The sequence below is a fragment of the Prolixibacteraceae bacterium genome, assembly GCA_019856515.1.
GTDB lineage: Bacteria > Bacteroidota > Bacteroidia > Bacteroidales > Prolixibacteraceae > Halosquirtibacter > Halosquirtibacter xylanolyticus.
The window spans coordinates 3,587,378-3,603,562 of sequence record CP082230.1 but is presented as its reverse complement, the minus strand read 5'-3'; the positions used below and the strand labels follow the sequence as shown (position 1 = coordinate 3,603,562).

Below are 16,185 nucleotides of genomic sequence, written 5' to 3'. Positions count from 1 at the left end.
ACCTCTATTCTCCACTATTTACTTAAATAAATGTAACCTTTCTTCGTTGGATAACTGTCTGTCTTCAAGATATAATAATAGGTTCCTGAAGTTACCGCATTTCCATTATTCATTCCTTCTGTGGCAATACCATCCCACCATGAAGTTTCTCCATCTAATCCATATCGGATATTCTTATATACAAGATCACCCCAACGGTTATAAATATGAATTTCAGACTCTTTACACATCTTAATGGCTTTGATCTCAAATCTATCATTAATACCATCGCCATTAGGAGAGAATCCTCTTATTACTTTCAACACTCCTGCTCTAACAAGGATCTTAACAAACTCAGTTGAACAGTGACCTTGACTATCACATATCTCATACTCAAACTGATCTTCTCCAAGATAAGTCTCATCAGGAGTATATTTGATCAGCCCTTTAGATACTAATTCAGCCGTTCCATGCAATGGGTTGGTAAAGACCTTTAAAGACAAGGTGTCCATATCGTTTTCTAAGTCATAATCATTACGAAGAACTCTAATGTCCACATGCACACGCTCTTTTGTAATCCCTACATCTTCTTGTGTAATAGGAGCTGTTCCATTATAGTTTACTGCAAACTCTGTACTGTTAGTACATCCATTACGATCCATCACTTTTAAGATATACGTTCCTGCTTTACGAACAATCATCTTCGAAGGATCTGTGTTATCCACATGTCCATAATCTTGGGCATCTGGGTCTTTATTAGACCAATAGTAAACATTACTCTTTCCGATACTATTACTTCCATCAAGAGTAACCCATGAGTCGAATGATATTTCAGATACACCCTGTACAATGGCTCTAGGAGTTGGATCAAAAATGATCTCCTTCTCTGTGCGATGTGTAGATCCAAATTTATCCGTCACTTCTAACCAAACCGTAGTATTAGACGTTACTCCATTCTTATTGAAGGTAGCAGAAGCAATATATGGGTTGTCAAAATGATCTTTAGGCCCCCATTCATAAGTTAGTCGTTCTCCTGTTGATTTGGTTCCATCTAAGCTTATGGTTTCATCACAAGATCCAAGAAAACCATTTCCATGACGATCTTGATGTGCTGCAATAAATCTAGACTCTAGTACGATACCTACTTTGATAACCATTATGGTAGGCTCTCCTGGACATCCATTCCCTTTTTGTGTTGGCGTAACACTCAATTCATAGGTTCCCTCTTTATCAAAATAGATTAATTCTGATTGTACTGCTGTTGATTTAAACGTGTAATTCATCTTCTGCCCTTCAAGTGTCTTTAACTTCCACTCGTAAGTAAACATAGGATCGTTGATCGTAGCTTTAAAACGATGCACAGCACCTCTAGAGATAGTTACATCTGGATCGATCGTTTGAGCACAAACGAATCCAGCTGTAGCTACCCAAAGGCAACATAAGGTCCATATTTTAAAGTATATTGATCTCAAAATAGTTAATCATTAAGCAATTATTCTACAATCAAGATTTTTCCTGCTCGAGGTCGTTTCTTTAAAAGAAATTCTACCTTCCGCTTTGTATCTACAATACCAATAGGCAAACCATTATTGGTTTGCGCCTTAAGTAGACGTATAGAGTAGCGATGGTCTTCATCTAAATCATCGATCTTTAGGTTAAGCGCCATCGCATCATCTTCTCTGTCTATTATAATATCTTGTGTGCCTTTATCTTTACTATCCTCGTATACTCGGATCGAAACCCTCAGAGGAAAGTATTTTTCATATGTAGTCGATCGCGTTTCAAGATCCTTCTCAATAGTTAAATCAAGGGGTAGGAGATCTCCTATTGATGTTGCGCAAGCTTCTTGATCTGTATTAATAAATCCCAAAGTCATATGATTTGGTAGAATATTTAAAATTAGTACACGACTATTTAAACACCCTGCCTGCTCTGTGTTAGAGCGCAATACATAATCACCTGGTTTCTTAAACACACAAGACACTACAGAAAGTTTGGGTGATCCCAAAAATCCTGCTTCTAAATCAGAAGAAGCATGGGTCATCATACTGAAACCTGAATACAATATCCAGTTGTATTTCCTACCCATTACTTCCTCTACGCTAAAACTATGAATCTCTCCTTCGACAAGACGCACCCTCTCCTGTCCCATTGCTTCCAATGAGACAGAACAACAACACCACATCAAACAGAGGAGGCTTATATGTCGAAGAGTTTGAGTCATATTATAGCTTAATATCTATGAATTTAACTAAATTAATCAAAAGTAATATTGCTGTTTGAATAACGCTTAACAGTTCCCGTTGCATTATCATTAGCAGCATCTTTATCAGCAACTTTCTGATTCAATATTGTTTGAGCAGTAAGTGATAACAAAGGACTAATCTCAGCCTCACCATTATATCCAGCTGCTTCTAAATATTTCTTAACATTATTCACTGTAAGATTTAGAGTAATATCAGCAACAACTCCTGTACCCGTTAAAGTAAATACACCAGCTCCATTATCCGTAACAGTAACAGTCCCATCTGTTGACACTAGATCATCAATTGTTACATCAGTAATATCTCCCATTGTAACCGTTGTTGACCAATTGTCTCCAGCATTTACACCTTCTACACTGAATACATAAGGAACTACAGCTTGACCATGCGTATAAGCAATTTTACCTCCTTCGATAGATGGATCAACTTGGTTTGTATAACAAACTTCACCACCTCCAAAAGTTAACAACATATCAAATGTACTTGCTGCGATAGTAATAGGTAGCAAACGCAGGTTTTTACAACCAGCTTTCGAATCTTCTACTTGCACATAGTATGTAGTACCTGCAGCAACTCCAACTCCCCAGTCAATAGTTACCTCTTTTGTATTTGCATTTGTCAAAGTTGCAGTAGCAAGATCTGCATCAGCGAAACCAGCTACAGCATCATATGTTCTAATTTTCCAAACTTGGTTTTCTCCATCAGATGCTACACGATATACATGCTTTGATCCAGGATATGGAGCATCTCCTGTAGACTGTGCAAATGCTGCTGCACTTGCTACCGCTAGTACAACAAAGCTTAATAAAATTCTTTTCATTATATGATAGTATTATTTTGGTTCTTAATTATTTGAATGAAATATTTCCTGTGTTAGGAAGACCTTTAACAGTACCACCTTTATTAGGATCGATAGTTCCAGCAACAAGATTCGTTGTTCCAGAAGTAATGGTTGAAGCTGTAACACCAAATGTATTTGTAAGATCTAAATCAATAGGAAATCCTGTATAAGTTACAGTAATTACTACAGAAGCTACACCATCACCTGCAGTAATAGTCTTTGCGCCTGTATCAATTTTTCCATCTACAGCAGTAATTGTTGGTATATTACCTGTTCCTCCCTCTATCACAGCAGCATTACTATAGTTAAATGCCCAATCTCCTGTAGCCATAGTTCTTGTAACAGTATATTCAAATGTTACTGTTCCCTGATCACCTTGAACATGTACATTTCCGCTCTCTGGATTACAGTTATATGCATTATTGTCAACGATATTAATATTAAATCCATTGGCATAAACTCTAATTGGCAACTCTCTAACAGCAATACACCCTTCTTTAGTTTCTGTAAATCGCAAAGTATAATCTCCTGCGACTAAAGATGTATAGTCAATAATTATATTTTCATTATCCGTTTTCGTAATTGCTGCAGATTTATCTTCTTTTGCAGCATTTACTAAAGTCCAAGATGCGGTGTTAGTATTATCTTCCATACCGATAGAGTAAAGGTATTTTCCACCAACAAATGGTTGGCTACCATCTGTTAGACTTTGTGCTTGTGCACTGATAGATAAAGTAAAAAGGAATAAAATAAATGTCAGCTTTCTCATCATAATTGTTTGTATTTATGGTCGTCACTATAATTTTAATATCTTATTTCACTCGGAGATGGTGTTTTGTTCACAATTAAGTTATAGACAGGTTTACCACTCTCCACACTGCAATAACCATCGCTTACAATTAAAATAACACGATACGTTCCAACACTTAAAGTCGGTGGGACTACTCTAATATCATCCTCAAACACCTCTACATTAGTTTCGTTATTAATAATCTTATATCTTTTGGTAATTCTATCTTTATTCACATCAGACACCGTTACTCCACTGAAATCCAATGCCGATATAGAACTCCATTTACCATCATTTTCAGCTGCACATTTATTAAGATCCACAGGCGTAAAGTCATTAACTACAGGCTTTGTATTCAACCGAATATATAATCTCGATGTTACAGCACTACAATGTTCATTTCCACTTAGGTCTCGACTTGTCTGTTGCACATCAACATAACCATTGTTTAAGGTTGCAATCTCGTTCCATTTGACAGTGATCGTAGATCGACTTGTAGAGCTAAGAACCTCTTCTTTAGTGCTTATCGTACTTGGAGATATCACCCCACCTACAACCGTCCATTTAATCATATCATTTTTATAATCATCTGCACCTAAATCGTATCCGGAAGAAGCATCTACTGAGAAAGTATTCTCCATCCCTTTAGTACATACCAATGGAGTATCTTTTGCTCCTGTTGTACCAGATGGCAATTCATTTAGTGATGAGGAAGGATCTTGCCCCAATACACTCATGGAGCTACACAAAGCAACTCCAAGAAGCAAAAGCCCTATATTTTTTAATAATCCATCTCTCATAACTAAATACAAGTAATAACTGACTCTTTAAATGATACTGTAATAAGCTATTAATACTACTCTTTGATCTTATTCTTACAACACAAACATATAGTTTCACATTATACTAAACAAGTATAAAAAGATGTTATAGTCTCAATTTTCAATTATGCTTTTTTGATAGGCACAAACAAGTTTAATGTACTACATTACGGTTATAGTAGGACAATGCATAAAAAAGAGTGTCATAAGTGCACATTTGAACGTTTTATGTATTGTCACCATTTTTAAAAGCAATGTCATAGTTAAATAATAAGCAAACAGACACTGTATAGTACCGTTCCACTTATAAAAATTCATATATTTCCCACAAAAATACAATACATAACAAACTATATATCAACACATAAAATACCTCAACTCAAACCAACCTGAGGATAACGAACAAAATATTCATTTTAGTATATCAAGTATGAATTTTTATCATGTCATACTTTTTTTACATTAAAATGAAAGATATTTTATCCATGACTAGATATGACAGAATGGTCAAATGACACAAATTTTATTAAAAAAATTTACCCTAATCCATATATGTTAATTTTACGTTAATTTAAGTTAACCCAGACAACTAATATCATTACACAACTAAATAATGATAATAATACACTCATATCACAGTGCAGAATAAACCAAATTACTTCAAATAAAGCTCCGATAATTGTACGGGTAATTTTATGCGAATTTTAGAACCTGATCTTTATATAAAAGTTCACATCTAAAAACAGTCATAATTATATACGACAAAAAGAAGGGGTATTCCCTCAAAGAGAATACCCCTATAGTACTATATGTATATTTTATTATTTCGGAGAAAGCACAACAAATGGAATCAGCATCTCTTCCAAAGAGATCCCTCCATGTTGGAATGTATCATGATAAGTAGCAGAAAACTGACTAAAATTATTCTTATACACAAAATAGTCATATGGTCTTCCGAATATATATTTCGTTGACACCTGTGGATGAGGTAACCCAATATCATTTGGTCTATTTACCTCATAGACATTCTTTGAAGGATATTTTAAATTCCGACCTAATTTATATCTAAGATTCGTATTGGTATTCTTCTCTCCTTGAATCTTAACAGGGTTTTTCACCCTTGAAGTACCATGATCCGAAGTTAAAACAACATGAATATCATCTTCAGATAATTTCTCCAAAAGCTCTCGAAGCTGTGAATGTTCAAACCAGCTCTTTGCCAAAGATCTAAAAGCGGCTTCATCACTTGCAAGCTCTTTAATCATCTCCATATCGGTCCTTGCATGAGAGATCATATCAATAAAATTGATAACTAAAACGGAGAAATCGGCTTGTTTAATCTTAGAATAGTGTTCCATCACCTTCCCTCCTGTTAAAGCATTAGAGGCTTTAACAAACTGAACACCTTCTGTTCGTTTATAACGTTCAAATTGACGAAGAAGCAATGTCTCTTCATGGAGGTTTTTAAACCCCTCTTCATCCTCTCCCACCCAACAATCAGGATGCATTGTAGCAATCTGATTAGGTGTCAATCCCGCGAACAAACTATTACGTGCATACATGGTTGCAGTAGGAAGAATACTACAGCAAACATCTTCTCGAACCACTGAGTAGTACATCTGAATCAAATCTTTTAATGCCAACCAGTGATCAAACCTTAAGTTATCAATCACTAACATAAACACTTTCTTAGATTGATCTAGAAGAGGAAACACACCTTTTGATATCGCATTGACAGAGTTTAACGAGAAATTATGGATTCCTCCATTATGCCAATCCTGGTAGTTATTTTGGACAAACTTAAAGAAGGCCTGGTTGGCATCTTTCTTCTGCATCGCAAGCACTTCATCCATCGTACTATCTCCACCATCAGCAAGCTCTACTTCCCACTTTTCAAGTTTTACAAACAAACGTTTCCAATCCTCAATATCGACACATGCATTAATCTGATCAGACAAACCCATAAAAGATTGTCGATAGTCTGTTGTCACCTTCTCTGAAACTAAACGTTGGTTCTCTAAGACTTTCTTCAAACAGAGTAGCATTTGAGATGGACGAACAGGCTTTATTAGATAGTCTGCGATCTTCGAGCCCAAAGCCTCTTCCATCACATTCTCCTCTTCACTTTTTGTAACCATAACCACAGGAATTGAAGCATCTTGCTCTTTGATTAAAGGAAGTGTTTGCAAACCTGTTATTCCTGGCATATGTTCATCTAAAAAGACAATATCGAAACGTTGCTCTTTGATCATATCAATTGCATCATAACCATTGGTTGCAACCTCTACCTCATATCCTTTTGTCGTCAAAAAGATGATGTGAGGCTTCAACATCTCGATCTCATCATCCACCCATAATATCTTCATAATATCAACTCTTTTATGATTCAAATAACAATATAGAAAGAGTGAAGTTCATAAACTATAGAGAAACGCCCTTTATTTTAGCATCGGCATCTTTTCATTACGATAAAAAGTTCGATACAGATCCATCTCTTTATTTTTATTCAACCTTCTGAGATTCTCCTCAGAGATTACCATAGCCTCATTCACCAATCCTACTACCGCTTCTTTATAGCGTTTTGTTGCGACTAAAGCCTTCACATAGGCAAGCGCCTTATTATAATCGGACAATCCTCTTACAACCACAAAGCTAGTCGAAGCATCATAATTTTCAGCCGACACCTTGTAGTTGCGTTTATTAAGATCCTTAATATTTACCAACATGAGTTGTTGTCTTACCTTGTTCATTGTACGTACATCCTTTTTAACAATAAAGATAACTGCAAATCGAATATCCTCCCTGCCTGTAAACACATCCTCGGGCTTTCGTACATCAAGAACCTCTTGTTCGACCTCTTCACTTGTACTTTCTACTGTAGACGCAACCACAGCAGTGGTTGTAACTGCAGCTGCAGCTTTAGCTGGTTCATTCGTAACAACAGGTGCAGGTTTCTCAGCAAGTTTATTCTCTAACAGTTCTGAAACGGAAGTTTCTTCATTGACCTGCTCCGTAGACACACTCTTTGTCTGTTCAACTGCTGATTCGACTTCTCTCTCTTCAGATTTAACCACCTCTTCTGATCCTACTGTTTCAACAGCTACTTCTGCTGTATTCACCGCAACAAACTGACCTTGTGGCTCTGGATTCTGCTTTTGGGATTCAAGCTCTTTCAACAAGACCATCGGATCAATATTACTTTTCTGATCTAAAGCCAATCCGTTCACACTCTGTGAGAAATTTCGAATAAAGAACTTCTGATAATCCATCGACACCTTATCCTCTTTAATCGTTCTAAAGTTCTTAGAAGAGATCACATAATTCTTAAACTTCGTGCCATTCAAACTACTGAAAGCTCTTTTCTGATGCGTAATCGCATTAAAATATATCTTAGCAAAATCCTTATTAGGCAGCGTACGCACCACAATCAAAGATGTTGCCTCATTTAATTTTTCAATATCCACATCGAAATCATCTTCTGGAAAGAAATCAATATTAAAGTGAGCTACATCAAAACGCAATCTATTTAGGTCAGCAGTCAAAGAAGCACCCACTTCAATCACATAATAGAAGAATGTTTCATCGATATTCTCAAACTTCTGATCCACAAACTCTCCTCCATTTGAACCAAACGCCTCCTGATTTTGTATCTCTGAATGGATATAGCCATTCTGTACCATCGTTGCATAATCTTTCAATGACTGTTCTGCCACTAATTTCTCTAAACGAAGCACCCTTGGCATCAGCTCTGATTTTGGATATTTAAGCTTATACTCTTTTATCATGCCCTCCAAATAAATACTTCCCTTTTGAGCTCCGACAGACACCATTTGAATATAAGCTGCCTTAGGCAACAAAGTAGAGTCTTGAGGATTGGTAACGATCTCACTACTAAAAGATGTGGCCTTATCATATTGACCCAACCTCAATGCAACAACAGATTTCGCATATAGGTCATCCTGCTCCCTTCGTGCTTTCAATATCGACTCAAATGACTCTGGATTACGCAAATACATTGCAATTCTTGTATGACCAAAACCATTTAATATTCGAGCCTTATACATCTCTGCTTCACTCTTACGACCAGCCCTATTCGACAGATCATATGCATAATACAGGGCAGTCAATTTCATTTGAGGGTCAGAGACCTTTCTAAGATATAGATCAAACATTTCCAACGAAGCCGACACATCATCAAGATCTTCACCATAGATACGTGCAGCATTATAAGCGGCAAGGCATATTTTCTTATCCGAGGCAACAAACATTGAATCATTTCTCGGAATATCTTTAACGTAATACCCCTTATCTAAAGGAGACAACTTTTTCTGCTTCTGCTCTTCTTCTCCCTCTAATGCACCATCTTGTGAAGTATCCACTTCATCACCGAAACCTTCTTCCATTTTAGACTTATCTGCCCTTCTCCAATTATCAGACAGTGCACGCTTACCCCATATTTGCCTAAAACTTGCTTTTCCAGAAGCGACCGTTGATGGGTTATAAAAATACCAACTACTACCACTACTTCCAGATCTTTGAGGGTTTTGTTGCGACAAATTCATCTGAGCATTGCTACGGAAGAAATTATCATCTAAGTCATTTTGTTGTTGACTTTGTTTGCGAAGCATCTCTTCTCGCTGACGTTTTCTCTCATCCTTTATCCAACCCACGATCTTTTTATCCAAAACATCCTTTGGTAACCCAGCCAAGTTCTGCAAACTATCCTGAGTTTCGATCACCTGAAGGTTCTCCGTCAAAGCAGTTAAGAACTTTGCTCTTCGACGAATTTCATTCGCTTTCGGGTAACTAGATGGAATAACTGAAACAGCTGTATCGTAGTAAGCCTGACTATTTCGATATTTTTTTCTATCAAAGAATATATCTGCTAATCTTAATGATGATTCAACTCTTTGGGTTGGATTTGCTTCGGAAAGAGTCACCGACTGCTTATAATAATCAATAGCAACATCTTGTTCACTCTGTTCCCAATAGATATTACCTAAAGCATAGTATATACGATCTTGAAAGTCCTCATTCTTCTCGTCTCTTAGTAGACGACCAAGAAAACGTTTGGACTTCTTCAACTCTCTTTTGCTATTATCCAATTCATAGATCCCAATCTTAGCATAAAAAGACATACGGTAAGGTGTATTCATTCCCAACACCTTTTGATAACATTTCACCGCTTCTCCTTTTTTATCCATAGAGGCATAAAGTTGCCCCAATAAAAAGTTATATCGTCTCTTATCGGCTCCTGACATCGGAAACTTAAGTGCATTCTCCAATCGAGTAATAGCTGCACCATAATTTTCACTCTTTATCTGATAGTCAGCCCATACCAATGATATATCTCTACGAACAGATTTTGATAGTCCCTTAGTGGCCTCTAATTTCTGAAGATAAACAATGGCTTCTTCATCTTCACCTTGCGTAAAAAATGATCTCGAAATCCACAATTTAGCTTCGTTCAAAGACTCGCTATAAGGATATTTTTGAATTATCATTTGAAAGACAAATTGAGCATCCTCCACTTTGCCACTACAATAAAGTGCTTTCCCTTTCAAAACATAAGCATTGTCCACCCAATCATTCCACTCACCTCTTTTCATAAAAGCAGCATCGCCACTTCCCTTCTTTGGCTTCACCTTGATTGAATGCTTCTTTACCAGCTTATCCGATTTCGTAATTGCTTTCTTAAAGTAGCTTGACCCAACGCCTCTTGCTTCAGGGATATCTTCAATGAAAACAGGCAAAGGGATACTATAATCAAGGACAAAATCGTGTTTTACTTTATCTAAACCCGTGTCATAGGCAGTTTTACCATTATAGTAGACATTATAATGGGATGTCATATTCTGAAATCTTCTTGACAATCCTGTGTTACGAGTTGTACCACAGCTATAAAAAAGAAAAAATGTGCCAACGAAAATTAAGACGAATATATATTGAACTCTATTTTTAGACATATATGTTTTGCGTTACCTCCACAAGTTAATCATGATACTCATAAAATAAACTACTAAAACAATACTTTATTGTTTTTGGCGCATGAAAGAATCACATCAATGTGATGAAACTCATTTTCTATCGAAATACATCACATTATACAATTGGAAAAAAACACTTTTTGACTTCTATTTCCCTAATATTTATAATTTTGTAGTTCTAAAAGTAATTGTCAACGATATGGACAGCAAATTTGTCATTTATAATACGCACTCTCGTAAGAAAGAAACATTTCAACCTATCCACCCGGATAAAGTCGGAATGTACGTGTGTGGACCTACAGTTTATGGCGATGCACATTTAGGTCATGCTCGACCTGCCATCACCTTCGATATCCTTTTCAGATATCTACAACACCTTGGTTTTAAGGTTCGTTACGTAAGAAACATCACAGATGTAGGACACCTTGTTAACGATGGGGATGAAGGAGAAGATAAAATTGCAAAGAAAGCAAAGCTAGATGCTCTTGAACCGATGGAAGTGGTACAACAGTACACAAATAGCTATCACAAGAACATGAATGATTTGAATATTCTTCCTCCTAGCATTGAGCCTACTGCTACAGGACACATCATCGAACAGATAGAAGTAATCGAAGAGCTTATCAACAAAGGATACGCTTATGTAAGCAATGGTTCCGTCTATTTTGATGTTCGTAAATATGCCAACGACCATACCTACGGTGAACTTTCTGGAAGAAAGATCGAAGACATGCTTGTCAACACAAGAGAACTAGATGGGCAGTGTGAAAAACACTTTGGACTAGACTTTGCTCTCTGGAAGAATGCTCAACCCGAACATATTATGAGATGGCCATCTCCTTGGGGAGAGGGTTTCCCTGGTTGGCATACCGAATGTACGGCAATGAGTTCTAAATACCTAGGAGATCGATTTGATATCCACGGTGGTGGTATGGACCTCATGTTTCCTCACCACGAAGCAGAGTTGGCACAAGCCAAAGCTTGTCATGGACATGACCATGTCAACTACTGGATGCATAACAACATGATCACCATCAACGGTCAGAAGATGGGGAAATCTTTAGGCAATTTCATTACCCTAGACCAACTATTCGAAGGTAAACATGAACTATTGGAGCAGTCATACGATCCAATGACCATACGTTTCTTTATTCTTCAAGCACACTACAGAAGTCCTCTCGATTTTTCGAACACGGCACTTCAAGCTGCAGAGAAAGGATATCAGAGATTAATGCAAGCCATTCAAAACATCGAACTACTTACTCCTAGTAAGAGTTCTACCATCGATACTGATGGTTTAATGAATAGATGTTATGAGGCGATAAATGATGATATGAACACTCCTATTTTAATCGCGCACCTTTTTGATGGAGTAAAAACCATTAACCTGATTAAAGAGGGATCTCAAAAGGCTACACAAGAAGATATAGATGCCCTTAGAGAGCTGTTCCACACATTAGCCATTAACGTATTAGGTCTAAAAGCAAGTACCGAAGGAGATCAACAAGCGGATGTTCTTTCCAATGTAATGGATCTTCTACTAGATATTCGTTCTGAAGCAAAAGCCAATAAAGATTGGGCTACATCTGATAAGATTCGTAACCAACTTAAAGAGGCAGGGCTGGTAATCAAAGATACAAAAGACGGTGCCGAATGGCATATACAATAATCGGGTAGATGGCTGGAAGATATTTTATCTTCCAGTACACCTCCCACACCACCGTACGTACGGGTCTCGTATACGGCGACTCCCTAAATCACGACTTTACTTTCTGATAATAATCACTTAGCGTAATATAGCCTGCCTTCTCCAAATTCTTATTCGTTATAGTCGTTTGTAGAATTGGACTCTTTGAAATGCGCCAATACTTTTTCCTCGTATTAGCATATTCATACGCTTTGTTCTTCGAAACTCCGAGTTTCATTAAATTCTTCATCTTCGTTCTTACTCTTTTCCAACATTTCCATATTACCATACGGATACGTCGTCTTAGCCATTCATCTACTTGTTTCAGAAATGATTTCATATCTGCCAATCGATAATAGGTTACCCATCCTTGAATATAGCTTTTAAGCTTGGATTTGATTTCATCGTAACCAATACTATTATTCCGTGCTACAATTCCTTCCAAAGAGCGCTTCACTTTCCGTTGTGTCTTTTTCGACAATCGAAAACGAACGACACCTTTTGTTTTGTAAAAACTGTAGCCAAGAAACTTAATCTGATTGTAGCGCACCACTTCTGTTTTATCTCGATTCACTTTTAAGAATAGAGTATCTTCTATAAAACGAATTGTAGAATTCATCGTGCGTGTAGCTCCTCGCTTGCTTTTACATAAGATGACAATATCATCTGCATAACGAACAAACTCATGACCTCGTCTTGTGAGTTCATGGTCTAATTCATTCAGCATAATGTTGCTTAGCAATGGACTTAATGGTCCTCCTTGAGGAACTCCTGTTTCTGTTTCTTGAAACTGCTCTTCAACAACAACTCCGGCTCTTAGATATTTATGGATTAAGGAAACTAATCGACCATCTTTTATCGTTCGTGATAAGATCTCTATCAACTTGCTATGATTTACGGTATCGAAAAATCTTTCCATATCCATATCGATAGCATAATGATAACCTGATGTGATCGTTTGGCTACAGGCTATAATAGCTGTATGTGCTCCTTTATTCGGACGGAATCCAAAGCTATAATTGGAAAACTGTTCCTCATAAATAGGACTAAGAACTTGTGAAATGGCTTGTTGAATAACTCGATCCACGACAGTAGGAATACCTAGAGGGCGTGTTTTACCTGGTTCTTTGGGTATTTCGACTCGTCGTACAGGATTGGGAAGGTACTTCCCTTCTCGTAGTTCTGCTATTAAAACTTCTCGATGAAGTCTGAGATAATCTTTTAAGGATTCCACTTGCATCTCATCAACTCCATGACTCCCTTTATTACGATAAACCTGTAAATAAGCCTTATTTAGGTTACCTGATTCTAGGACACGTTCTAATAAATTATCTGTTGTAATGTTCGTTTCCATAATGCCTTCAGTTATCCCTTTGAAAGTGTGCGCTCTTGAGTTATTCTCGAGTTCTGCTCTACCTTCACTTAAGTAGCTATCTTCCGATATTTTCTGCATTGATCCCTTCATTAGGTAACAGTCTGTATTATGAACAATTTAAGATTCAGTCCTTCCTGTAAAGTGGGTACAGTACTATGACCTCGGCTGACTTCTCACAGTTAACTTTTTTTGAATGGACAGGGAAAATACATTGTATCCATCTGTGAGATCTCCCATGGTAAGGAAATTAACTTTCACTCCATCTATCCGCCACATCTACGGTATAAACTCCGTGTAGAATTCGGACTTTACTTTGTCGTGCAAGCTTATCCAGTTATATACCGCCTAATGCGATTCGTATACCTCGGATCAGAGTTTTGCATACGGCTTCCTTCAGGTTATACCTCACGATAAGCACCCTTGCCTTCTGCTAGGTGGTTGGCTCTACAAACCTCCACTACGGACTTACACCGATTAGTTAATTTCCATGCATGGCACACACACAAAAAAAGCGGTTGATCTCAACCGCTTTTTTTATCTCTTAGTCTGGTGTAATCCTATAAAGCTGATAACTCCTCCTTTAATTGACCCCACATATTATCTTCTAAATGAGCTCCTGTAACTGCAATCACTTTTGAGGCCAATAGAGAGCCAATATAACCACATCTCTCTAATTCGTAGCCTTGTGATAGTCCATACAGAAAACCTGCAGCAAAGAAGTCTCCAGCCCCAGTAGTATCAACAACATGATTCGATAAAGTTGGCACATGGTAACATTGCCCCTCTTGGCTCACATAAGCGCCCTCAGCGCCGATCTTCACCACAGCCATATCAACCATCGAAGCGATACAATCAAGCGCCTCACGAGGCTCTTTTCCCACAAAAGCGCGTGCTTCCTCTTCGTTGGCAAAAACAATATCCACATAATCACAAACCAACGAGGTCAAAAGCTCTAAATTCTCAGTTACCACATTAAAACTAGCCAAATCAATAGCCACTTTCAATCCAAGATCATGAGCCATTCTTGCTGCTTCAATAATCAAAGAGTGATTTTGAACCAAATAGCCTTCGATCATAAAAATATCAAACCCATCAAAAAAGTCCTTCTTAAGATCCTCTGCCTCTAAAAGAGCTGCAGCTCCAAGATGTGTTGCAAAGGTTCTTTCTCCATCTGGTGTAACCAAAGAGATAGCAACCCCAGTCATAGCAGCACTCTCCTTCAAGAATAGGGAGACATCAATCGAAGACAATGAATCAATAAAAAAGGACCCTAATTCATCTTCGCCTATCGATCCAATAAAACCAGTTTCTATCCCTAAAGATGCCAATGCACCTACCACGTTAGAAACAGATCCTCCTGAAGTAATTTTTTTTGAATTATTTTTTGTCTCCTGATGAATTACCTCAGATTCCACCCGATCCACCAAGGTCATACTCCCCTTAGCCAAATTAAATTTCTGTAACACAGAAGGATCCATCAACAAAGTAATCTCATCTACTAAAGCATTACCTATTCCGATCACCTTGCTTTGCTTCTTTTGATTCATCACACTCAAATATTTTTATCCATTTTTTTTACAAATATATTTTAGATTTCGGAAAAAGCTATTACATTTGCCACGCAATTAGAGAAAAACATAGCCCATCAACGGAGGGTAAAGACACTTCTCTTTCGCACTGTAAAATTCCCTAGTAGCTCAGTTGGTTAGAGCGGCGGACTGTTAATCCGTAGGTCGTAGGTTCAAGTCCTACCTGGGGAGCTTAGAGTAAAGCTCGTTCTTTATTGTATCTTAATTTTAAATTCCCTAGTAGCTCAGTTGGTTAGAGCGGCGGACTGTTAATCCGTAGGTCGTAGGTTCAAGTCCTACCTGGGGAGCTTAGAGTAAAGCTCGTTCTTTATTGTATATCTTATTTAAATTCCCTAGTAGCTCAGTTGGTTAGAGCGGCGGACTGTTAATCCGTAGGTCGTAGGTTCAAGTCCTACCTGGGGAGCTTTTTAAATAAGAACCTCTTTTTTTATATTTATATTCCCTAGTAGCTCAGTTGGTTAGAGCGGCGGACTGTTAATCCGTAGGTCGTAGGTTCAAGTCCTACCTGGGGAGCTCTTAAAAGCCGAAGTTTATCACTTCGGCTTTTTTTGTCTCCATACCTCAACAAACATCTCCACGATTGAACTTTACCACTCCTACATCAACCGACATATCCATATCACTTCAATCATTTTTTATGGGCTTAATACACACAAATAAATCATCCTTAGACAAAACCCAAAATAGAAGTACAGCCTTAATTTAATCTGCTATTTTTAAACAGGGCAGAAACAGAATAGTAACCCAATATACCCCTAAACAAGTTGTAATACGAGTATCGTAATAGTCAATGATAACCGTAATACCTCTTACATTTTATCTACATTTCTTATTTACACGCCACTCTCCACC

The 16,185-nt window shown here is 37.5% G+C and carries 10 protein-coding genes and 4 tRNA genes; 5 read left to right on the top strand and 9 right to left on the bottom strand.

The features are described 5' to 3' along the window. Window positions 1-14: 14 nt before the first annotated feature. The 7 genes from K5X82_13255 to K5X82_13225 all read right to left on the bottom strand — a co-directional run bounded on the left by K5X82_13255 (window position 15) and on the right by K5X82_13225 (window position 10,661). Window positions 15-1,451, bottom strand: a complete 1,437-nt coding sequence (locus K5X82_13255) for a gliding motility-associated C-terminal domain-containing protein (protein QZT36232.1) — start codon at window positions 1,449-1,451, stop codon at window positions 15-17. 20 nt (window positions 1,452-1,471) lie between these two features. Beyond that, a complete protein-coding gene (locus K5X82_13250; protein ID QZT36231.1) occupies window positions 1,472-2,203 on the bottom strand; it encodes a hypothetical protein in 732 nt (243 codons plus the stop codon). 32 nt (window positions 2,204-2,235) lie between these two features. After that, window positions 2,236-3,063: a hypothetical protein gene (locus tag K5X82_13245; protein ID QZT36230.1), complete on the bottom strand. Its 828-nt coding sequence runs from the start codon at window positions 3,061-3,063 to the stop codon at window positions 2,236-2,238. A gap of 28 nt (window positions 3,064-3,091) precedes the next feature. After that, window positions 3,092-3,856 (bottom strand): hypothetical protein, encoded by a 765-nt coding sequence (locus tag K5X82_13240; protein ID QZT36229.1) that lies wholly within the window; start codon window positions 3,854-3,856, stop codon window positions 3,092-3,094. Between the two features lie 32 nt (window positions 3,857-3,888). After that, window positions 3,889-4,674 carry a hypothetical protein gene (locus K5X82_13235; protein QZT36228.1) on the bottom strand — a complete coding sequence of 262 codons (786 nt, stop codon included), beginning with the start codon at window positions 4,672-4,674 and terminating at the stop codon, window positions 3,889-3,891. Window positions 4,675-5,516: 842 nt separating this feature from the next. Continuing rightward, window positions 5,517-7,061: a PglZ domain-containing protein gene (locus K5X82_13230; protein QZT36227.1), complete on the bottom strand. Its 1,545-nt coding sequence runs from the start codon at window positions 7,059-7,061 to the stop codon at window positions 5,517-5,519. A 72-nt stretch (window positions 7,062-7,133) separates the two neighbouring features. Then, window positions 7,134-10,661, bottom strand: coding sequence for a tetratricopeptide repeat protein (locus K5X82_13225; protein ID QZT36226.1), 3,528 nt, complete (start codon window positions 10,659-10,661; stop codon window positions 7,134-7,136). A 220-nt stretch (window positions 10,662-10,881) separates the two neighbouring features. On the opposite strand from K5X82_13225, the gene cysS reads away from it, so the two are divergent. Then, window positions 10,882-12,351 carry a cysteine--tRNA ligase gene (gene cysS / locus K5X82_13220; GenBank protein ID QZT36225.1) on the top strand — a complete coding sequence of 490 codons (1,470 nt, stop codon included), beginning with the start codon at window positions 10,882-10,884 and terminating at the stop codon, window positions 12,349-12,351. An 88-nt stretch (window positions 12,352-12,439) separates the two neighbouring features. On the opposite strand, the gene ltrA is transcribed toward cysS, so the two are convergent. Together ltrA and K5X82_13210 are read right to left on the bottom strand one after the other, a co-directional pair. After that, window positions 12,440-13,822 carry a group II intron reverse transcriptase/maturase gene (gene ltrA / locus K5X82_13215; protein ID QZT36224.1) on the bottom strand — a complete coding sequence of 461 codons (1,383 nt, stop codon included), beginning with the start codon at window positions 13,820-13,822 and terminating at the stop codon, window positions 12,440-12,442. A 479-nt stretch (window positions 13,823-14,301) separates the two neighbouring features. Continuing rightward, entirely contained in the window at window positions 14,302-15,291 is a 990-nt protein-coding gene (locus tag K5X82_13210) for an adenosine kinase (protein ID QZT36223.1), read from the bottom strand. Window positions 15,292-15,430: 139 nt separating this feature from the next. On the opposite strand from K5X82_13210, the gene K5X82_13205 reads away from it, so the two are divergent. The 4 genes from K5X82_13205 to K5X82_13190 all read left to right on the top strand — a co-directional run bounded on the left by K5X82_13205 (window position 15,431) and on the right by K5X82_13190 (window position 15,846). Further along, window positions 15,431-15,504, top strand: a tRNA-Asn gene (locus K5X82_13205). A gap of 42 nt (window positions 15,505-15,546) precedes the next feature. Then, window positions 15,547-15,620 (top strand) — tRNA-Asn (locus K5X82_13200). Window positions 15,621-15,662: 42 nt separating this feature from the next. Then, a tRNA-Asn gene (locus K5X82_13195) sits at window positions 15,663-15,736 on the top strand. A gap of 36 nt (window positions 15,737-15,772) precedes the next feature. Next, window positions 15,773-15,846, top strand: a tRNA-Asn gene (locus K5X82_13190). Window positions 15,847-16,185 lie beyond the last annotated feature (339 nt).